This is a genomic window from Mycobacterium shimoidei, from assembly GCF_900417275.1.
GTDB classification, from domain to species: Bacteria; Actinomycetota; Actinomycetes; order Mycobacteriales; family Mycobacteriaceae; genus Mycobacterium; species Mycobacterium shimoidei.
This window is the reverse complement of record NZ_UEGW01000001.1, coordinates 1,992,375-2,012,720: the sequence shown is the minus strand read 5'-3', so window position 1 is coordinate 2,012,720 and position 20,346 is coordinate 1,992,375. Positions and strand designations below refer to the sequence as shown.

The window sequence follows — 20,346 nt, the reverse complement described above, 5'->3', positions numbered from 1 at the left end:
TCACACCGTGACGAGCCGACCGAGGTTGCCGCCCATGATCTTTGCCTGGTCCTCTACCGCCAGATGCGACAACGCGTTGATGTAGTAGGTCGGCTCCGCGAGCCCTTCCGGATGTGGCCAGTCCGAGCCGTACAGCACATGGTCCACGCCGACGAGGCTGATCAGGTCGTCGATGCCGTCCTCGAAGAATGGGCTCACGTGGATGCGGTTCTTGACCATCTCGACGGGGTCGCTCGGGAACGCTTCGGGGGCCTTGCGGAAGACCTCGGCCAAACCGTCCAGCAGCGGGACCATCCATTTCGAACCGGCCTCGACGATCGCGACCTTCAGCTTCGGGTGGCGATACAGCGCGCCGTGGATGACCCACGATCCCACCGCGTCCTGGATCGGCCGCCACTCGTTGAGGATGGCCATCGCATTGGTTTGGAAGGGCAGCATTTCCTGGTCGGCACCGTCCCATTCGGAGGTGTACCGGGAATAGCCGCTGTCGGACGAGTGCATGCCGACCAGCACGTCGTACTCGACGACGCGTTCCCAGAACGGGTCGAACTCGGGCAGCGCGAACGAGCGGGGGCCGCGGAAGCCGGGGACGGGCGCCGGGCGGACCAAGATGACGCGGGCACCGCGCTTGACCACCCATTCGAGTTCCTCGATCGCCTTCTCGACGATCGGCAAGGTGATGACCGGGGTGGTGAAGATGCGGTTTTTGTAGTTGAAGCCCCAGACTTCGTCGAGCCACTGGTTCAGCGCATGGACCAGGACGTGGATGGCGACCGGGTCGTCGCGCAGTCGCTCCTCGAGCAGGCTGGCCAGGGTGGGGAACATCAGGGTGCGGTCCAGGCCCAGCTCGTTCATCTTCTCCAGGCGCGGGCCGGGCTCGAAGAACGCCGGGATGGCGCGCATCGGCTCACCGAACAGCTCGCGCTTGCTCTTACCGTCCGGGTTGCCGAACTTGAAGTACTCCTCCCAGGCGCCCGGCCGAGCCACGACCTCGAAGGTCGGATTGGGTATGTAGTTGCTGATCTGGCCGCGGATCGCGATCTTGGTGCGGCCGTTGACCTGCACGTACTGGACGTAGTCCTTGTACTCCTTGGGAAGGAACTTGGTCAGCGCCTCCGGCGGTTCGTAGAGGTGATTATCGGCATCAAAGAGCGGGAAAGGGACGTCGACCCGATGCGACAACTGCCCCATGAGATCCTCCTTCGCAGTTCGCGAGAATATTATTCTCGTCGACAGGCTACCGCAGTGTTTCTTCGGATGTCCTCCCGGACCAGCCGCTTTTGGACCTTGCCACTGGGCGTGCGCGGGTAGTCGCTGACTTCCCGCAGGACCTCCGGCCACTTCTGCCGGGCGACGCCGCGTTGCGTGAAATGCTCGCGCACCTGTCCGAGCGTGGGCATCGCCTGGCCCGGGCGAACGCGCAGTACGGCGGCCACCCGCTCGCCGAGTCCGGCGTCCGGGACGGCGACCACCACGGCTTCGGCGATCCCCGGCATACCCAACAGCACTTCCTCGACCTCGAGCGCGCTGATGTTCTCGCCACCACGGATGATGACGTCGGCCTTGCGGTCGGTGATGGTGAGATACCCGTCGGCGTCGAGCACTCCGATGTCGCCGGTGTGGTACCAACCGTCATCGTCGAAAACCGCCGCGGTCAGCGCGTCGTCGGTGTAGCCCAGGCACAGATCCGGGCCGCGGGAAAGGATTTCGCCGTCGGGCGCCAACCGGATCTCGACGCCGGGCATCGGCTCGCCGTCGGTGAGCAGCCGCTTTTCCTCGGGTGCATCCAGCCGCGAACCGGTGATCGACGGATGTTCGGTGCTGCCGTAGGAGCGAAAAACGGTGATGCCCAGATCCGAAAGCCGCCGGGTGACCGCGGCCGGCACACTCGCGCCGCCCAGCCCGAGGCACTTGATGTGGGCCCGGTGCGCCGGCGTGCAATCGGGATGGTCGAGCAGGCTGGTGACGAAGTAGGGCGGTCCGCCGCCCAGGGTGAGGCCGTCGCGCTGCATCAAGGTCAGCACTTCGCCCGGGTCCCAGCTGTCGATCAGGTTCACCGGCCTGCCGTTGAAGACCGGAATCAGCAGGGCGCCCAGCATGCCGATGAAGTGCCCGACCGGCGCGGCGGTCAGCTGGTTGGCTCCGATCGAGCCGATCTGGCCGGCGAGTTGATGCGATTCGCAGACCAGGCTGCGATGGCTGTGCACCACACCCTTGGGATCACTGGTCGTACCGGAGGTGAAGGCGATCAGGCCCGGCCCGGCCGGGTCGGCAGCGACGGTCTCGGTCATCGGCTCGTCGGCGAGCAGCTCGTCGAAGTCACGCCCAACCAGGCCGACGATCGGTACATCGGCGCACAGGTCTGGCTGATGGGCCATCCGGCCGAACTGCTCGGTCGTGATGAACACGCGAGGTTTGGCGGTGGCCAGAATGTGCGCCAGTTCTTTGCGGCCGTAGAAGTGCACGATCGGTACCACCGCCGCGCCCAGGAAGGCCGCGGCCCAAAACGTCGCCGCGGCTTCCATCCAGTTCGGCAGCTGAAACGCGACCAGGTCGCCGGCGCCGACGCCGCGCGCACGCAGCCCGCCCGCCAGTCGACGGGCGAGTTGCTCGACGTCGCGAAAGCTGCCCGAGAAGGGCCGCACGGTCGAGTAGACCCGAAACCCCGCCTCGGGGGCGGCCCGCAGGCAGCGGGCCAGCACCAGCCCGATGGTCTCGCGGCCCCACCAGCCCGCCTGCTCGTACCGCGCGACGAGTTCTTCGGGAATGGTGCGCATCAGTGGGCTCCGACCGGCAAGATGAGTAGGTCCTGACGAGGCAACGGCGATGTTATTCTCCGGCCTGGAGAATGCCAATATCGCGACGGAGAGCGGCCAATGGTGGACTTGGAGTTCGACCAGGGCCTCGCTGTGCTCCGAATCGACCGTCCGCATGCCCGCAACGCGATCGCGCTGGACACCATGGACCAGTTGGACAAGGCGATCGACGAGGCCGAGGGCGCACGCGCGCTGGCTATCACCGGGGCGGGAGATCGGGCGTTCGTCTCGGGCGGAGACCTCAAAGAACTCAGCTCGATCCGGACCGAGGACGAAGCGGCCGCGATGGCGTGGCGGATGCGATCGATCTGCGACCGGCTCGCCGGCTTTCCGGCGCCGGTGATCGCCGCGCTCAACGGTCACGCATTGGGGGGTGGCGCCGAAGTCGCCGTCGCCGCCGACATCCGATTGGCTGCCCACGACATCAAGATCGGCTTCAACCAGGTCGCGTTGGAGATCATGCCTGCCTGGGGCGGTGCGGAGCGGCTGGCCGCGCTGGTCGGACAGAGCCGGGCACTGTTGCTGGCCGGAACCGGCACGGTACTCGATGCCGGCGAGGCCGAACGCGTCGGGCTGGTGGATCGGGTGTTTCCCCGCTCGAGCTTCGATGCCGACTGGCGCGAAATCGCGCGCCAGCTGGCCAGTCGACCGGCCGGGGAGATCAAACGCGTCCTGGGCGGGGTTTCCGCTGACGAAGCGGTGAAAGCGTTCGCACGGCTGTGGGTGAGCGACGCTCACTGGACAGCCGCGGACCGAGTCATGAAACGCGGCAACGATTCCCGGTTGGGAGGTGTGAGATGACAGTCATCGCCAGGACTCTCATGGTGCTCGCAGCGATAGGCCTTGGAGTTGCGCCGCCGTCACTCGCCGACGAAAACACAGTCATGCATCACGTCAAATATGTTGTTTCCGTGGCGAATCCGATTTACGCCGACATCTATTATCTCGACCAGGAGCCGGCGATCTTCTCCGACTACAGTCACAACCCATACCAGTTCGTCCCCAACGTCAAAGTGGATATCGCTCCCGGCCACCCGTGGAGCTATGAGCTCGACCTGGCCAAGCCCGACCAGTGGGCGCTGGTGACCGCGAGCACCGGCACGGAGCCGGGCACGCCGGAGTTCCACTGCGACTTGCTGGTTGACGGTGTCGTCGTGGTGTCGAAGGACGGCCCCAAGGGCGTGCTTTGCTCGTTGCGGCATTGGTGAGCCGGCCGCCCGCGGCAAAACTTGACAGTCACTCTCACTACGGCATACGCTCCGACGATGGGGCAACCAAACACCAAGACGCTGAAGGTAATTCAGTGGGCGACGGGCGGTGTCGGGAAGGCGGCCATTGCGGCCGTCCTCAATCACCCCGAACTCGAACTGGCCGGCTGCTGGGTGCACAGCGCGGACAAGCACGGCCGCGATGTCGGTGACATCCTGGGCCGCGGGCCGCTGGGCGTCACGGCCAGCTCGAACAAAGACGACGTGCTCGCCATCGATGCCGACTGCGTGGTGTACTCGCCGCTGATTCCCAATGACGACGAGGTGAAAGCCATTCTGCGGTCGGGGAAAAACGTTGTCACGCCGGTCGGCTGGGTATATCCCGACCGCAGCGATCCGCGGGTGAAAGACATCGAGCGGACGTGCCTGGACGCCCGCGTGACCTTACACGGCTCGGGCATTCATCCCGGGGGCATCACCGAGAAGTTCCCGCTGATGATCTCGGCGCTCTCCACGGCGATCACCCATGTGCGGGCCGAGGAATTCTCCGACATCCGCACATACAACGCGCCCGATGTGGTGCACCACATCATGGGCTTCGGGGCCACGCCCGAGCAGGCCGAAAAGAGCCCGATGGCCAGCCTGCTGGAAGGTGGGTTCAAATCCTCGGTTTGGATGGTTGCCGACTATCTGGGTTTCCGAGACCCGACCTTCTCCTCGACCCAGGAAGTTGCGGTCGCCACCGCTACCATCGACGCGGGTTACCTCACGATAGCGCCGGGCACCGTGGCAGCCCGCCGCTTTCGCTGGCAGGCACTCGTCGACGGCAAGCCGGTGATCACCGCGGCGGTTAACTGGCTGATGGGCGAGGATGATCTGGAACCGAACTGGAGCTTCGGTGAGCGCGGCGAGCGATTCGAACTCCAGGTCACCGGCGACCCCGACGTGGAAGTGATCATCAAAGGGCTGCAGCCGGATTCGATCGCCGAGGGATTGCGCAAGAATCCCGGTGTCGTCGCCACCGCCAATCACTGCGTGCACGCCATACCGCAGACGTGCGCGGCCGCGCCGGGTATCAAGACTTATCTCGATCTACCGATGATCGCCGGACGCCCGGCGCCCGGCCTCAGCAGATGACCGGCCCCGACAAGCCCTTGTCACTGCGCGAGCGCCAGCGCGCACAGGTCCGCGCCGACATCCGGCTGGCCGCGTACCGGCTGTTCAGCGCTCACGGATTCGACAACGTGACCACCGAGCAGATCGCGGCTGCAGCCGGCATTTCGCCGAGCACCTTTTTCCGGCACACGGCCACCAAAGAGGAACTGTTGCTGGACCCGGTGCGGCGCGGCTGGGGGGCGATCGCGTCGCTGCTGGAAGAGCGGCCCAGTGCGGAATCGGCCGATGTCGCGCTGGCCCGCGCGATCGAAGCTCGCACCGGCGCATTCCAAGACAGCGAATCAGAGCAGTGGCGCGCCGCGATTCTCACCGCCCCGGCCCTTCTGGAGAAGCTCACCGTTTTGACTCGTGAGGACAAAAGCCGGCTGGTCAAGCTCACCGCCGCCCGCATGGGTACCGACCCCGAACGTGACATGAGACCCGCATTGCTGCTTCACTTGGCTTTCGCGGCAGCCGATTTCGCGTTCCAGCAGTGGGTGCGCACCTCGGTGGACGATCACCGGTCGCTTCAAGTGCTGGTGTCCGAAGCGCTGCAGGCGGTACTGGGTCCGCAATGGGAACGACGCCGCAGCCGTATCACGAAACCGCCGAAACGAATCCGGTGATTGGAGGAGCAAATGGGCCAATGGTCACGCGATGAGATCGAAACGGCGTTTCGCGACTACGGGCGCGCTGTCATCGAGATCAGCGAGGGCGGGGATTGGTCGCGCTACGCGGACCTGTTCACCGAGGACGCCGTCTACATCGAGCATGCCTACGGACAAATGCGTGGCAGAGAACAGATCCGAAGCTGGATCGCGTCGACGATGAGCGCCTTCCCCGGCTCGGAGATGCCGTTCTACCCCACCGAGTGGTACGCGATCGACGAGGACCGGGGCTGGGTCATCGCGAAGATCCTCAACCGCATGAAGGATCCCGGCGACGGCAGCATTCATCAGGCCGCGGCGCTGACCGTGTTGCGATACGCCGGCGACGGGCTGTGGAGCTATGAAGAGGACGCCTACAATCCCCTCAACTTCCTGACGATGGTGCACGAGTACACCAAGCGCTGCAAAGCGTTGAACACTCTCTCCGATGACGCTCTGGCGTTCGCCAAGAACATGAACTGGCAACTGGACTAGCGCGTGGCAGGCCGCAAACGGATCGTCATCGCCGGGCTCGGCGACACCGGTGTGCTCGCGGCAATCCGGCTGGCTCGGCACGCCGACGTGGTCGGAATATCAACCAAACCAGGATTGCTGAGCGGCCAGGAACTGGGATGGCGGCTCAGCCGTCCCGAGTCGTGGGCCCACACGAATTGGATCCCGTTCGACCGGTTCCGCGGGCTGGACCGGGTGCGCACCGTGCACGCCTCGCTGACCGGGGTAAACCTGGAAACGCGAACCGTTTTCGGGCGCCGTGACGACGGGTCGCCGGTGCGCGAGCGTTACGACGCGCTGGTGATCTCAACGGGCGTCACCAACGGCTTTTGGCGACGGCCGGGCCTGCAGTCAAACGGTGCTATCGGGGCGGATCTGCTTGCCGCACACGATATTCTGGCCGGCGCCGGTTCGGTGATGGTGATCGGTGGTGGTGCCGCGGCGTTCAGTAGCGCCGCTGCGCTTGCGACCACCTGGCCCGCCAAACGGGTCGACGTGTACTTCCCCGGGCAACGCGGGCTGGTGCACCACCACCCGCGCGCCTGGGCCCGAGTCGCCCGGCGCCTGGCCGACCTGGGCGTGAGGCTGCACCCCGGTCACCGGGCCGCCATACCCGACGGCTTCGACGGCGACCGGATCACCCACGAACCGGTGCGATGGAGCACCGGACAACCACCGGCATCGGCCGACGCGGTGTTGTGGACAGTGGGGCGGGTGCGGCCCAACACCGCTTGGTTGCCCGGCGAGCTGCTCGACGAGCGCGGCTTTGTGCGCGTCACACCCGATCTACGGGTTCGGGGGTATCCCGGCGTATTTGCCGTTGGAGACGTCGCGGCCACCGACCCGCTTCGCAGCTCGGCCCGCAACAGGGGCGATGCGTTGCTCGCCCACAATATCCGCGCCTGGTTCGCCGGGCGATCGCTGCGCAGCTACCGCCCGCCGGCACGCAGATGGGGATCGGTGCTCGGTGTGCTGCCCGACGGACTCGAGGTCTACCTGCCCAACGGGAGCGCGATGCGTTTCGGAGTCTGGACCTTCCATAAGGTGCTGCTGCCATTGGTCGTGGGATGGGGCTATTACCACGGGGTGCGCAAGAACGACCCGTTTCAACTGCTGGGCGCGGGATCACCCTCCAGTCGCTGCAGATAACGCTCCACGAACTGCACGGTTTCGGCATGCCCGGCCGACATTCCCAGCGCTTGTTCCATGACCAGCACCCGAGAGACGCTGGTGATCAGCACCGACCACACCAGCGGCGGCACCTCGGCGAGGTCGATTCCGTAGCGCTCCAGCACCGCCGACACCGCCTTGCACTGCTCTTCACGGAAACGCTCTGCGTAGTAAGCGATTTCAGCTTTGAGCGCCTTGCGATGGTTGGCCAGCGCGACATATTCCATCGTCACCGCGGTGGCCGCCGGATCGAGACTGAACCGCCACAACGCCCACAGTGGTTGCGGAGAGGCCAACGCCTGCGCGTGCAGTTTGAGGCCTTCTTCACCGCGACGACGAAACGCCGCCAGGAACAGATCGTCCATCGTGCGGAAGTAATAGTGCACCAGTTGCGGCTTCAGCCCCGCCTTCTCTGCGACCCGCCGGGACGTCACCGCAGCGTAGCCTTCCTCGAGCATCAGCTGCTCGGCCGCGTCGAGCAGCACTCCGCGGTTCTTCGCGTCCGGCGCCCCGATCCTGCGCGCGGAAGTCATTCGGGCTTGGCCCTTTCGCTCATCGTCGCTGAACACGCCGATCGTAGCGGCGGCCCGGCGCTGCACCTTGACCCCGACATGAGCGTCATGCTAAGCAGATGCTCAGCACCTTGACAATCTCGTGTGCGGTCGGTGCCACGTCTCGCCGCAGACAACCCAAGCCTGAAGGAGCGGGTCCACATGACGATCGTTGATTCAGCGTTCGAATCGATCGACTTCTTCACCGACCCGTCTCTGGTCCCCGATCCATATCCGTACTTCGACTACCTGCGCGGCCAAAACCCGGTGTTCAAGCTGCCGCACCACAATGTCGTCGCCGTCACCGGCTGGGAAGAGGCGAACGCGGTCTACAAGGACACCGACAGCTTCTCGAACTGCGTGGCGCTCGGCGGGCCGTTCCCGCCGTTGCCGTTCGAAGTCGACGGCTCGGGCCTTGAGGACCTCACGCCCTTGATCGACGCCCATCGCGACCAGTTCCCGATGTTCGAGCACATGGTCACGATGGATCCGCCCGAGCACACCCGGGCCCGCTCGCTGCTGAGCCGGCTTTTGACGCCGAGCCGGCTGAAAGAGAACGAGGACTTCATGTGGCGGCTCGCCGACCGCCAGCTCGAGGAATTCCTCGGCGAGGGTAAGTGTGAGTTCATCGCCGAATACTCCAAACCCTTCGCCACCCTGGTGATCGCCGACCTGCTCGGTGTTCCGGAAGAAGACCACAAGCAATTCCGCACCGTCCTGGGTGCTGATCGTCCCGGCGCGCGGGTCGGGGCTCTCGATCACGAATCGGTCGGCATCAACCCGTTGCAGTGGCTCGACGACAAGTTCTGCGCCTACATCGAGGAGCGGCGCCAAGCTCCACGCGACGACGTGCTGACCGCGCTGGCGACGGCGAACTATCCCGATGGATCCACGCCCGAGGTCATCGAGGTGGTGCGCTCGGCCACCTTCCTGTTCGCCGCCGGCCAGGAAACCACGGCCAAGCTGTTGTCGGCGGCCCTGCAGGTGCTCGGCGACCGGCCGGACATCCAGGAGAAGCTGCGCTGCGACCGCAGCCTGATTCCCGGTTTCATCGAGGAATCGCTGCGGATGGAAAGCCCCGTCAAGACTGACTCCCGGTTGGCCCGTAAGCCGGCCACGGTGGGCGGTGTCGACATCCCGGTCGGCACCATCGTGGTGGTGTTGCCCGGTGCGGTCAACCGCGATCCGCGCCGGTTCGAAAATCCGCACGAGTTCCAGCTGGACCGCAAGAATGTCCGCGAGCACATGGCGTTCGCCCGCGGCGTGCATTCCTGTCCGGGCGCACCACTGGCGCGGGTGGAGGGCCGCGTCTCGATCGAGCGCATCCTGGACCGGATGTCCGACATCCGCATCGACGAGGCCAAGCACGGGTCGGCCGGCGACCGCCGTTACACCTACGAACCGACTTACATCCTGCGGGGGCTTTCCGAACTGCACCTCACCTTCACCGCGGCGGGGTGAAGACCGCCGGCCGGGTTGTCATACGCTGCCGGGCGTGACAGCCAGGACGATCGTCATCACCGGCGCCAGCGACGGTATTGGCGCGGCAGCAGCGCGCCGGCTGCACCGATGCGGCGAAAACGTCGTCGTGGTCGGACGGTCGCAAGACAAGACACGCGTCGTGGCAACAGAATTGGGCGCCGACTGCTTCGTCAGCGACTTCGCGCATCTGTCGCAGGTTCGAGATTTGGCGCAGCAGTTACGCTCTCGATACGACCGCATCGATGTGTTGGCCAACAACGCCGGAGTGATGACCTTTCCGCTGCAGCGCACTGACGACGGATTTGAAAAGACCTATCAGGTCAACTACCTGGCGCCGTTCCTGCTGACAACCCTGCTCCTGGATGTCTTGACGGAATCCCACGGCGCTGTCGTCAATACGACCAGCGCCTCGCACCGACTGCTCCGCAGTTTCAGCCCCGCGCAGCTGGAGAACACCGACCGGTACCGACCGAGCAAGGCATACGCACTCACCAAGCTGGGTATCATGCTGTTTACCAAGGAATTACACCGCCGCTACCACGCTTCGGGCCTGTCGGCTGCCGCATTCGACCCCGGTTACGTGAACACCAACCTGGGTAACGCCTCGGGGTCCCGGTTTCTCGCCTTCATGTATCGGACACCGGTGCGACACCTCACATCCAGCGCCGAACAGGCTGCCGACCAACTCATCTGGCTTTCCACCAGTCGTCCCGGCGTTACGTGGAAATCCGGTGAGTATTACCTGAAGCGCCGCATCACCAGATCGAATCGCCTCTCGTACGACGCCCGACTGGCCCGTGAGCTGTGGGACCGTACCCGCGCCATTCTCGGCGGCTAGCCCTGCTAGACATCGTTAGCGGGCGTTGAGATCTGCGTCTCTTCCGAACGTCCGCGCAGCACCACCGAAGCTGTCGCAACCCAACGCTTCTGCTCCGTGGGATCGGCGCGTTCTACAGCGGCGGCCGAGCAGAGAACCCGTCGATCGGTGGTCTTGGCAAGATCGGCAAGGCGCGCAGCTTCGTTGACCGCGTCGCCGATAACCGTGTATTCATACCGATTCTCGGCTCCGATGTTGCCGGCGAATACCGGCCCAGCCGATACCCCGATACCGAAGTCGACCATGGGCAGTTCCCGTAGCCGGGTGGCCAACATGCGCGCGGTGGCCAACGCGGCCGATGCGGCCCGATCGTTACGCAGCGGGACGCCGAAGACCGCCAGCGCAGCATCACCCTGGAATTTGTTGATAAGACCATGCTGTTCGTCGACGGCGACCACGACAATCCGGAAGAAGTCGTTGAGTACCTCGGCGACCTCCTCGGGTGGGCGGTTGGCCGCCAGCTGCGTCGAACCCACCAGGTCGACGAACAGGATCGCCGCCTCGCTGACCTCGCCGGACAACGTCGCGCCCTCTTGCACAGCACGACGTGCGACGTCGGTACCGACGTGGCGGCCGAACAGATCCCGCAGCCGGTCGCGCTCGCTCAATCCGGCGACCATCCGGTTGAATCCGCGTTGCAGCCGGCCGATTTCGGACCGCTCGTAAACGTCGATGACCGCGCCGATCTGGCCCTGCTCGATCTCGGCCATCGCGTCGACCACCTCGGACACCGGATCCGCAATCGATCGCGATACCAAGATCATGCCCCGCAGTCCGAGCATCACCGCGACCAGCGAGAGCACCAGCACCGGCACCTCCACCGAAGCGGTCTTGGGAATGAGCCAGCCGTTCGAACGAAGGAGAATCACCGCAACTATGGCCAGGCTGGGCAGCCCGCTGCACAGCAGCCACATATTGAGCAGCCGTGCCAGCACACCCGGGGCCGGTACGAATCCCTCGAAATCCTTTGTCGCAGCGGCGATGATGGGACGGATGGTGCGTTGAGTGAGCAACACGGCGGTGCCCGTGGCGGCTGCTCCGCCGAAGATAACCGCCAGAACGGTCGAAATTGCAACGGTGAGCCCGCCGTCGAGATTGACCACGATGAACAGGGCTCCGCTGGCCACCCAGGTTGCCGCTATCAGCAGCGCTTGATTGCGCATCAGGCTCATTGCCGCGCTGTGTTGTGCCGTGTCGGGTTCACGACCGGGGACGAACCAGCGCAGCAGCGGCCGAATGATGACGGCACCACCCACCGAAACAGCAATCGTGCCGAGAGCGATCGTCGCGGTGCCCGCGATCACATACTTTTCGTTCAGGTGTGGGCGAACGCCGCCGGAGATATTTCCGCTCAGGGCGAGCACGATGACGAGAATCTCGGCGACACTGAGCAGGTGCGCCCCTGCCAGGGCCGCCCCATAGCGGACCGACAAGCCGGTAATGGTCCTGCGCGGCGCACCCACCAGCCTGTTCACATGACGACGGTAGCGAAGTCATGGGCGGCTGCCCAAAACCACTCCCCAGCTGCGGCAACGGTGCTATCCTTTGCCGGGTCATTGTGCGTGAGGAGTGCGCGATGCGTCGAGTTGGAATGGCTGCCGCCGCAACAGTATTGGCTGCATCTGGCTGCTTGGTTGCAGGTTCTCCTGTCGCCGTTGCATCCAGGGACAACCTCGCCCTCAACGGGACCTACCGTGCCACGTCGATCGGCCAGTGGGCCAAAACCAACGACACCTACCACGACGAGGCAACCGTCGTGAGCACCTGGACGATCACCTCCACCTGCTCGAACGCGCAGCAATGTACCGGTACCGTGACCAGCGACCAGGGCTGGAGCGCGCCGCTGAACATGAGCGACGGGACGCTGTGGAAGGTCGCACACGATGTGCCTGGGTGGGAAAAGTGTCCCGACGGTAGTTCGTATCCGGGTCATCAGCTCTACTCGTTCTGGCCCGTGGACGATGCCGGTATGGTTCAGGTCGGGTCGCCGACGCTGGGCGGTTTCGACAAGACCACCGGCCCCAGTGGCGCCTGCGGAAGAAACTACTGGCTCGTCATCGAGATGCCGTTCAGGCTGGAAAAAATCGGCTGAGCAGATGCTCGCGTTCAGGCGGGCACCAGCATGTCCTGCCAGTTTTTGGGCGCCGTCGGCGTGACGAGGTCCGCCTGCTGATACAGCTGGCCGTCCGGCCCCATATAACGCCCGGTCTGTGGATCGTAGGGCACTGCAGCAATCACCGGCTTGGATCCAGCTTGCTCGCCCTGAGAGTCGCCCTGAGAATCACTGTGCGAGAACGCACTCGGCGCAGCCTGCGGCCCGCCCGCTTCGCCGGGCGCCTCGCCTGCTTCGACGGGCGGTGGCGCCGGCGGCGGCGCTCCGTCAGGAACGTCGAGTGGCGCAATGGATGGCAAATCGGCCGACATCGGTGACATGACGACACCCGGCATCGGCAACGCCGCAGGCGACGACGGCAGCGGCGGCGCAAAATACCCCGACCCCGGCGGGGCGTAGGTGCCCCGCGGTCCCGGTGGTGTCCCCCGCGGGACGGCTCCCGGCGGCAACGGCGTGCCCTCCACCGGCCCGAAAATCCTGTCGTTGACCGTGATCCGGTCATCGGGCGGTATACCCTGCGCCAGCAGATTCGGATCCAGCGGGTAGGGGCCGAGCACATGCTGGCGCATCGCCAGCGGCATGTACGGCTTGTCGCTGTTGCAGATTTCCACCGTGGGGGCGCGCTTTCCCGGGTGCCCCATGCAGGGGTAATTGCGGGCCCCGCGCACCGAGATCGGTGAGTCCTGCGGCAGCTTGCAGTACAGCCCGTCCGGCGTGTCGGCCTCAGTGAGGTCTTCCGGAGAGCGCCATTGGCTGGGTGGCAGGAATCCCACCAGGCAGGACGGCGGATCGGAGATCTTCTGCGCGAAGTCGCCCCGGGCCAAACCATCCGGCTGGTTCTTGGGTATTCCCGCCGAGTGAAAGGCAGAAACTATCGGCGGCAGCAGCACCAGCAGTTGCTCCAGTGAGGGGTGGTAGGTGATCCCGATCTGACCGATGGTGGTCAGGTTGGCCAACAGCACCGGCAGCGTCGGCTTGACTTGCTCGAGCAGCCGGGAGGCTTCGTTAGCGGCTTCGGGACCGTTTTGCAGCAAGGTGCGGAACTGCGAATCGTCGGTCACCATGACATCGGAAATCCCGGCGAGGCTGCGCGCCCACCGCCGGATCGAATCCGCGGTCTGCGCCTGCGATTCCAGTAGCGGTCCACTGTCCTCGGTCAGCGTACGGGTGCGGTCGGCAACGGCATTGGCGTCCGCGGTGATTCGTGACGACGAGTCGAACAGCGATCCGAGGTCATAGCTGGCGCCGTTGAATGCGGTGAAGGTCTCATCGAGCAGTTGGCTGAGTTTGTCTTTGGGGAAGCTGTCGACCAATGCGCTGACCCGATCGAGCATCGGACCGACCGGCTGCGGAATTATGGCGTTGCGCGCGGAGATGACGGATCCGTCGTGCAAATACGGCGGGGAGTCGGTCCGTGGTCGCAAATCCACGTACTGCTCGCCCACGGCCGAGATACTGCGCACCTCCGCTTGCAGATCCGCTGGGATTTTCGCCGAGGTGCCCAGCGACAGTGTCGCTTTGGCGCCGTGAGCCGTCGCGCGGACGGCGGTGACCTTGCCGACTTGCACGCCGCGGTAAGTCACGTTGGAAAACCGGTACAGGCCACCGGAGGCCGGCAGCTCCAAGGTGATCGTCATCCGGCCGATGCCCAGCAGAGTCGGCACCTGCATGTAGACAAAGGCCATTACCACCACACCGATGATCGACGCGACGGTGAAAATCGCCAGCTGGATCCGAACGAATCGAGTCAGCATTTAGCCACCTGCCTCGGTCGCCGGCGGTGCCGCATCGGCGAGCCCCGGTCCGGGCGGCGGACCGAATGCCGAATTAGGTGGTGGAGCCTGCGGGCCGGCCGGGGGAACACCCGGTTGTGGGGGCGGTGCCACACCCACATGCAGCGGATCGTAGGTGTATTGCAAGTAATACGGGTCGCCGGGTGCCGGGACCAATGGTGCGCCCACTTCCTCCCAGTGCGACCCCGCCAGCAGTCCGGTCTTGAGCCGGGGAACCGTGAAGTCCAAAACTTCGAACAGGTTGATGTAATCGCCGCGTATACCTCGGTCGACGAGATCCTGGGGGAAGGGGAACAGCGGCAGGTAGGCAAGCGCGGTATCCAAATCGGGTCCGACGTCGGCGAGCGCCTTGATGCTCGGTTCCAGGTTTTTCAGGTTCTTGACCAGGTCGGCCTGAGTGTCGTTGATCAGCCCGGTCGCGGTGTCGCTGAACACCCGCAGTTTGTCCAGGGCGGTCGTGATCCGCGGCCGCTCCTTGATCAGCACGTCGAGCGCGGGCGGAATCTTGCGCAGCGCTTGCGTGACGACATCACGCTGGTCGGCGAACGTGGTGGCCAACCGGTTCAATCCACGGATCGAAGCAATGATGTTGTCGTGCTGTTCATCCAGCACTCCCACAAACTTGTCCAGCCGAACCAGCAGATCACGAACTTCACCGGCACGCCCGGACAACGCGCCGTTGAAATTGTGGACGATGTCGCCGATTTGGCCCAGCCCGCCACCGTTGACGATGGCGGCCAGCGAGGACAACGTCTGCTCGGTCGACGGATAGGTCGACGAACGGCTCAACGGGATGGTGGCGCCCGGTTGCAGCCGCCCGCGAGGCGGCTCACCCAGCGGCGGGTTGAGCTCTAAGTGCATCGAACCCAGCAGACTGGTCTGTCCCACCGAGGCGACTGCGTTGGCGGGTATCACGACGTCCGGCTGTACCGAGATCTCGAGGTCGGCGTGCCAGCCGTGCACCGTCATCTCGCCGACGCTGCCGACCACGGCGTCATTGATCATCACCGGTGAATTCGACTCCAGCGTGCCGACATTGGCGACCTCGACGTGATAGACCGTGGCTCCCGGGCCACGGCCCACCGTGCCCGGCAGAGGCAGCGAGTTCAACCCATGAAAGGCGCACCCCGTCACGGTCGCCAGCACTGCACAGCTGACGGCCAGCGCTCGCGCGGCGATCATTGCTGCGGCCCTTCGGCTGGCAGCAGCAAGCCCGGCAAGCTCGGTGCCGGCGGCGCCGGAGCCGGTGTGGTGGGCGGCGGCGGGAGGGGCATCGCCGCACCCGGTATCCGCGGGGGCGGTACCGCACCCGGCGGCCCGACCGGGTCACCGGGCAGGCCGGTGTACGCCGACACCGCCGGCGGCTCCTCGGGCGGCCCCGGCTTGGGGCCCTCGCCGCCGGGCGCCAGCCGCTGCTCGGAGTAGACGATCTTGTCCGGGCTTGCCGACTTCATCAACATCGGCCACACGATCGGCGGAATAATCAAGGGATATATAGGAATCGGCGAGTCGTTGAAGTTCAGCTTGCTCAGACCAGGGCCGACAAACTCGGCACACAGCTTCCCGGTTTCGTACGCGGTGACATCCGCGATTGCTCCGAGCTGGGAGCAGACGAATGAAACCGGGTTGGCGAAGAAATTGAACGCGAACTGTCCGATGAGGCTCCGGGTGTCCGGGTTGTAGGCGTTGTAGAAGTTCGCGAACGCGTTCGGCGCCACGTGCAGCACATTTTCCAAAGCCAGGTGGTGATCGACCAGGTTTTGCGTGACGCTGGCCAATAGGGCCACCTGCTCGCTGGTTTGGTCGCGGGTACCCGCGATGAAGCGCTGCACCTCGCCGACCGCGGTGGAAAGATTGTTCAGCGCCGCGTCGAGCTCGGATCTGCTGTCGTTGACCACGCTGGTCAGCGTGGCCAGCCGATTCTGGAACTGGACGATTTGGGTGTTGCTGTCGCGCAGTGTGGTGACGAAGGTTTGCAGGTTTTTGATGATGTCGACGATGTTGCCGCTGCCGTCGGCGAGGATCCGCCCCACCCCGGACAGTTGGGTCAGGGTTTGGCGCAGCTTGTCGCCGTTGCCGTCGAGCGCGTCGGCGGCGCTGTCGATGAAACGCCCCACCGAGGTACCTGACACCCCGCTCTTGGGTCCCAGTTCCGTTGCAAGCCGCATCAATTGGGTTTTGACCTCGTCCCACTCGACGGGCACCGCGGTGCGCTCGATCGGGATCACGGCGCCGTCGCCCATCACCGGGCCGCCCTTGCTTTTGCGGTAGGCCGGTGCGAGCTGGACGTAGCGGGCGGCCACCAGGTTCGACGCGACGATGACTGCTTTCGCGTCTGCCGGCACGGGCACGTTTCGATCGACGTGCAAGGTCAGTTTGGTCTTGGTGCCCTGTGGCTGAATGGATTTGATACGGCCCACCTTGACACCGGAGACTCGTACCTCGTCGCCCGGGTAGATCGCGGTGGCGGTGGTGAAGTAGGCGGTAATCGTCTTCGGGCCGAAGAAGCTATTGCGGACGACCAGTCCCGCGCCGGCCATCACCAGCACCGCCAGGAGGATCGCGAGTCCTACCGCAAGCCTTCGTCGCGGAATCATTGCTGGCCTCCGATCCGTCCGCCGATCGTGCAGTCCGGACAGGGTGGAATTCCGTTGTACGGGAAGGGAACCAGCGACCGCGGCATCGGCGACGGGGTACCGGGACCGGTCGCGGTGTCGAAGGTGCGGAATCCCCAGAGGTAATCAAGGAACGGCTGCAATAGCTGCATGGGCACCAGGTTGGCTTCATACGCGTTGTAGTTGAATCCGCTGGACACGGATTCGCCCACGGTAATGGCATACTTGGCCAGACCCGGCAGTGCTTTGCCGATGTTGTCGCGGTTCTTCTCCAGCATCGCTGTCACCGAATTCAGCTTCTCCAGCGTGGGCGCCAATTCCTGCTCGTTGTCATGGACCAACCCCGTCAGCTGCTTTGCCACAGCTGATGTGCCGGCTAGCAAGTCAACGATCTCCTGTTTGCGCGCTACCAGAACGTCCAGCAGATCGTTGGCATTGAGGATCAGCGTGTTGACCTGTTGGCTGCGCTGGGAAAGGATGTCGGTGACGTCGCCGGCGCTTTTAAGCAGTTCGCCCAGTGATTGGTTGCGGCCGTTGATGGTTCGTGACAACCGCGTCAAGCTGTCGAACGTCGGCCCCAGCTGCGGTGCGATTTGGTCCAGGGTCGCCGCCAGGGTGTCCAGCGACTGGTTCAGGGCTTTCGTATCGGTACTCGCTGTGTTGCCGGTGAATTCGCTGACGGCGTCGGTCAGCGAGTAGGGCGACGAGGTGCGCGAGATCGGTATGACATCCATCGGGTGCAGCGTGCCGCTGCCGGCGGATTCCAAGGTCAACGCCCGCTCGCCCAGCAGCGTGCCGGTCCTGATATGCGCGGTGGTCTCCGACCCGAGCTGAACCTTGCCGGCGAGGCTGAATGTCACCAGGGCGTCGCCGTCCCGCAGGGAAATATCAGATACCGTCCCGACTTTCATCCCCGACACTGTCACGTCGTTGCCCACGGCAAGGCCACCGGCTTCAGAGAACACCGCCTGGTACCGGACCGCCGTAGCCCACGACACCAGCCGGTCTGGCGACAGGCCTATCAGGATCACCATCACAATGACGACGAGGCCGATGAATCCGGCCCGAATGAGGCCGGTCCCGCGATACTTAAGCATCGGGCTCCGCGCACCTCCCGCCTTCTTGCTTGATCCACGGGACGACCACAGTGCGTCCCGAGTTATCCGAGACACGGATCGATAGTTCGCAGATGTACGTGTTCAAGAAACTCCCGTAGGAACCCAGCCGTAGCGTCTTTCGGTAGTTGTGCGGCGCCCTTGCGATGGCGGTGTCGATTTTGTCCTTGTCCTCGTCGAGCAGCGGAGCCAATCGATTCAGTTCGTCGATGGTGCCGGCCAGTGGCGGCCTGGCCTGGTTCAGCAGACCGGCCAGTGAGGCTGTTCCTTTGTCCAGCGCGTCGATGGCCGCTCCGATGGGGTTTCGATGTTCGGACAGTTCGCTGATCAGTCGCTCGAGGCGGTCGATCGCGCCGGAGAACTTGGTGCCCTCCTTGTCGAGGGTGGCGACCACGGTGTTGAGGTTGTCGATCAGTTGCTGCACCGTCTCGTTGTTGTCGGCCAACGCGTTCGAAAACGACGACGTCTTGGAAAACAGTGATTCCAGCGTCGGGCCCTGGCCCTGGAAGACCTGGATGAGCGAGGCCGTGAGCGCATTGACGTCTCGCGGATTGAGGCCCTGAATGACCGGTTTCAGCCCGCCCAGCAGCAGGTCGAGATCGAGTGCGGGCGCGGTGTGGTCGACGGGAATCTGCCCACCGGCCGGCAGCCGTTTGGTCGAGCCGGGACCTTCTATCAGCTCCAGGTACCGATCGCCGACCAGGTTGAGGTAGCGGACAACCGCTTTGGTGCCCTCGGTGAGCACGATGTTGCGGTCGGCGTCGAATTTCACCAGCACCTTCTTGTCGGGGCGCAACGTCACGCTGTTGACGGTGCCCACCCGGATCCCGGCGACCCGCACCGTCTCCCCGGGCTTGAGCCGGGACACATCGCTGAAAACAGCCGAATATCCAGTGGTGGAACCGGTTCGGTATTGGCCGAAGATGAAGAACAGTCCCGCGGTCAGCAGTACCATCACGGCCGCGAAGACCGCGAACTTGACCAGCGTCGCGCGCCACGAGCCCGTCATCCCGGCATCCCGATCTGCGCGGAGTTACGGGGCGGACCGGCGATCGGCCCGTACAACAGCTGCTTGAGCGCGTCGGAGTTGAGCAGGAGTTGCTGGTTACCGTACTGCCAGGGGTTGGCGCCGTCATCGATGACGACGTACGGCTCGGCGGTGTTGTAGGGCGTGTCCGGAAGGTCCAGGCACTGCGGGCCCCCGGTCGCCGCGACCTTGGGCAGATTCGTCGGGTACCGATAACGCTCGGTGCCGAACAGAAAGGTGGTCGAGGTGACTTCGCCGGGCCGTTGCGACGGCGGATTCTTCGCGATCACGGCGATCCCGGCCAAACCGCAGTTCAGTGCGGGACCATATTCGTTGGTCAGGTCGGTGGTGGGCACCAGCAGGTGCAGCACATCGGTGAGCGGTCTGCGGTTGTCGCCGAGCACTTGGTTGCCGATGTCCGCCAATCCGATGGCACTGATCAACAGGGCATCGAGATTGTGTTGTTCCTCGACGATGGTCTGGCTGATCCGGGTGGCATTGGCCGTGGTTTTGAGCAGGTCCGGCGCGGCGTCGCCATAGGCGTCGACCACCGCTGGGGTGACCTCGAGGTCGTGGCTCAATGCCGGAAGGGCCGGATCCAGTTTGGCCAGAACGGCATCCAGGTCACTGGCCGTTTGACCGAGCTGATCTCCTCGGCCGTTGAACCCGGCCGCGAGCGCGCCGAGGGTTTCGTTGAGTTTGGCGGGGTCGATCTTGGCCAACACCTTCGTCAACTGCTCGAACACCGTGTTGATCTCGACCGTGACATGTTTGCCTTCCAGCGTCTGGCCGGCCTGCAGCGGTTTGGGTGACGGTTCGGCCGGGGGAACCAGTTCGACGAACTTGGCCCCAAAGACCGTCGAGGCTGCGATGTTGACCAGCACGTTACTCGGAATCAACTGCAACGCAGACGGATCCAGCGCCAAGTGCAGGGCAACCTGTCCGTTGGCCAGCGACTGGATCGAGTCCACTTTGCCGACCTGCACCCCGTGCAGCTTGACCTTCGCATCGGGGTTCATCACCAAGCCGGCCCGGGGTGAAATCACAGTCACCGGAGCGCTCTGGGCGAAACCACCTTGGAACAGACCCACGGACACAGCGACAATGGCGGCGACGATGGCGATGGTGGCCAGGCCCGCCAGTGGGCGCACATAGGATTGCACCCCGAAGTGGCGCCCCGGCGAAGCCGCGACAGGAGTTGCCGCACTGGCGGTTTCAGACCGATGAATCGGCCCGGGCCCCAGATTGCGCGTCACGTCTCCTC

At 64.7% G+C, this 20,346-nt stretch carries 19 protein-coding genes; 9 read left to right on the top strand and 10 right to left on the bottom strand.

The annotated features are described in order from the left end of the window. Both MSP7336_RS09920 and MSP7336_RS09915 read right to left on the bottom strand, forming a co-directional pair. A complete protein-coding gene (locus MSP7336_RS09920) occupies positions 1 to 1,191 on the bottom strand; it encodes an amidohydrolase family protein (protein WP_113963615.1) in 1,191 nt (396 codons plus the stop codon). A 29-nt stretch (positions 1,192 to 1,220) separates the two neighbouring features. Continuing rightward, positions 1,221 to 2,777: an AMP-binding protein gene (locus tag MSP7336_RS09915; protein WP_113963614.1), complete on the bottom strand. Its 1,557-nt coding sequence runs from the start codon at positions 2,775 to 2,777 to the stop codon at positions 1,221 to 1,223. 99 nt (positions 2,778 to 2,876) lie between these two features. Here MSP7336_RS09915 and MSP7336_RS09910 point away from each other — a divergent pair, with 99 nt between their 5' ends. The 6 genes from MSP7336_RS09910 to MSP7336_RS09885 are packed head-to-tail and all read left to right on the top strand — an operon-like array spanning position 2,877 to position 7,488. Next, on the top strand, positions 2,877 to 3,617 hold the full coding sequence (locus MSP7336_RS09910; protein ID WP_113963613.1) for an enoyl-CoA hydratase/isomerase family protein: 741 nt from the start codon (positions 2,877 to 2,879) through the stop codon (positions 3,615 to 3,617). A gap of 20 nt (positions 3,618 to 3,637) precedes the next feature. Next, positions 3,638 to 4,024, top strand: a complete 387-nt coding sequence (locus MSP7336_RS23805; protein ID WP_069396715.1) for a hypothetical protein — start codon at positions 3,638 to 3,640, stop codon at positions 4,022 to 4,024. Between the two features lie 57 nt (positions 4,025 to 4,081). After that, complete coding sequence (locus MSP7336_RS09900; RefSeq protein WP_069396714.1) at positions 4,082 to 5,161, top strand: NAD(P)H-dependent amine dehydrogenase family protein; 1,080 nt, start codon at positions 4,082 to 4,084, stop codon at positions 5,159 to 5,161. Beyond that, positions 5,158 to 5,805, top strand: coding sequence for a TetR family transcriptional regulator (locus MSP7336_RS09895; protein ID WP_113963612.1), 648 nt, complete (start codon positions 5,158 to 5,160; stop codon positions 5,803 to 5,805). The genes MSP7336_RS09900 and MSP7336_RS09895 overlap by 4 nt, the downstream gene beginning before the upstream one ends. Before the next feature lie 12 nt (positions 5,806 to 5,817). Beyond that, the gene (locus tag MSP7336_RS09890) at positions 5,818 to 6,321 is read left to right on the top strand and encodes a nuclear transport factor 2 family protein (RefSeq protein ID WP_069396712.1); all 504 of its coding nucleotides are present in this window, start codon (positions 5,818 to 5,820) and stop codon (positions 6,319 to 6,321) included. A 3-nt stretch (positions 6,322 to 6,324) separates the two neighbouring features. Continuing rightward, positions 6,325 to 7,488, top strand: coding sequence for an FAD-dependent oxidoreductase (locus MSP7336_RS09885; protein WP_069396711.1), 1,164 nt, complete (start codon positions 6,325 to 6,327; stop codon positions 7,486 to 7,488). Here MSP7336_RS09885 and MSP7336_RS09880 read toward each other — a convergent pair. Beyond that, positions 7,446 to 8,042 carry a TetR/AcrR family transcriptional regulator gene (locus MSP7336_RS09880; RefSeq protein ID WP_069396775.1) on the bottom strand — a complete coding sequence of 199 codons (597 nt, stop codon included), beginning with the start codon at positions 8,040 to 8,042 and terminating at the stop codon, positions 7,446 to 7,448. The genes MSP7336_RS09885 and MSP7336_RS09880 overlap by 43 nt on opposite strands. Positions 8,043 to 8,222: 180 nt before the next feature. Here MSP7336_RS09880 and MSP7336_RS09875 point away from each other — a divergent pair, with 180 nt between their 5' ends. Together MSP7336_RS09875 and MSP7336_RS09870 are read left to right on the top strand one after the other, a co-directional pair. Continuing rightward, positions 8,223 to 9,521 carry a cytochrome P450 gene (locus tag MSP7336_RS09875; RefSeq protein ID WP_069396710.1) on the top strand — a complete coding sequence of 433 codons (1,299 nt, stop codon included), beginning with the start codon at positions 8,223 to 8,225 and terminating at the stop codon, positions 9,519 to 9,521. Between the two features lie 34 nt (positions 9,522 to 9,555). After that, complete coding sequence (locus MSP7336_RS09870; protein ID WP_069396709.1) at positions 9,556 to 10,380, top strand: SDR family NAD(P)-dependent oxidoreductase; 825 nt, start codon at positions 9,556 to 9,558, stop codon at positions 10,378 to 10,380. Positions 10,381 to 10,385: 5 nt separating this feature from the next. On the opposite strand, the gene MSP7336_RS09865 is transcribed toward MSP7336_RS09870, so the two are convergent. Further along, complete coding sequence (locus MSP7336_RS09865; RefSeq protein WP_113964851.1) at positions 10,386 to 11,828, bottom strand: adenylate/guanylate cyclase domain-containing protein; 1,443 nt, start codon at positions 11,826 to 11,828, stop codon at positions 10,386 to 10,388. A gap of 167 nt (positions 11,829 to 11,995) precedes the next feature. On the opposite strand from MSP7336_RS09865, the gene MSP7336_RS09860 reads away from it, so the two are divergent. Beyond that, positions 11,996 to 12,511, top strand: a complete 516-nt coding sequence (locus tag MSP7336_RS09860; protein WP_069396708.1) for an Rv2253/PknI dimerization domain-containing protein — start codon at positions 11,996 to 11,998, stop codon at positions 12,509 to 12,511. A 14-nt stretch (positions 12,512 to 12,525) separates the two neighbouring features. On the opposite strand, the gene MSP7336_RS09855 is transcribed toward MSP7336_RS09860, so the two are convergent. Genes MSP7336_RS09855 through MSP7336_RS09830 form a run of 6 tightly spaced genes read right to left on the bottom strand, consistent with a single transcriptional unit; the run spans position 12,526 to position 20,338 of the window. Beyond that, positions 12,526 to 14,286: an MCE family protein gene (locus MSP7336_RS09855; protein ID WP_113963611.1), complete on the bottom strand. Its 1,761-nt coding sequence runs from the start codon at positions 14,284 to 14,286 to the stop codon at positions 12,526 to 12,528. Continuing rightward, complete coding sequence (locus tag MSP7336_RS09850) at positions 14,287 to 15,507, bottom strand: MCE family protein (RefSeq protein ID WP_069396706.1); 1,221 nt, start codon at positions 15,505 to 15,507, stop codon at positions 14,287 to 14,289. After that, complete coding sequence (locus MSP7336_RS09845; RefSeq protein ID WP_113963610.1) at positions 15,504 to 16,922, bottom strand: MCE family protein; 1,419 nt, start codon at positions 16,920 to 16,922, stop codon at positions 15,504 to 15,506. Before MSP7336_RS09845 ends, MSP7336_RS09850 begins: the two co-directional genes overlap by 4 nt. Next, positions 16,919 to 18,037, bottom strand: a complete 1,119-nt coding sequence (locus MSP7336_RS09840; protein ID WP_069396704.1) for an MCE family protein — start codon at positions 18,035 to 18,037, stop codon at positions 16,919 to 16,921. Before MSP7336_RS09840 ends, MSP7336_RS09845 begins: the two co-directional genes overlap by 4 nt. Beyond that, positions 18,030 to 19,064 (bottom strand): MCE family protein, encoded by a 1,035-nt coding sequence (locus MSP7336_RS09835; protein ID WP_069396703.1) that lies wholly within the window; start codon positions 19,062 to 19,064, stop codon positions 18,030 to 18,032. The genes MSP7336_RS09840 and MSP7336_RS09835 overlap by 8 nt, the downstream gene beginning before the upstream one ends. Then, positions 19,061 to 20,338, bottom strand: a complete 1,278-nt coding sequence (locus tag MSP7336_RS09830) for an MCE family protein (protein ID WP_244917443.1) — start codon at positions 20,336 to 20,338, stop codon at positions 19,061 to 19,063. Before MSP7336_RS09830 ends, MSP7336_RS09835 begins: the two co-directional genes overlap by 4 nt. Between the last annotated feature and the right edge of the window lie 8 nt (positions 20,339 to 20,346).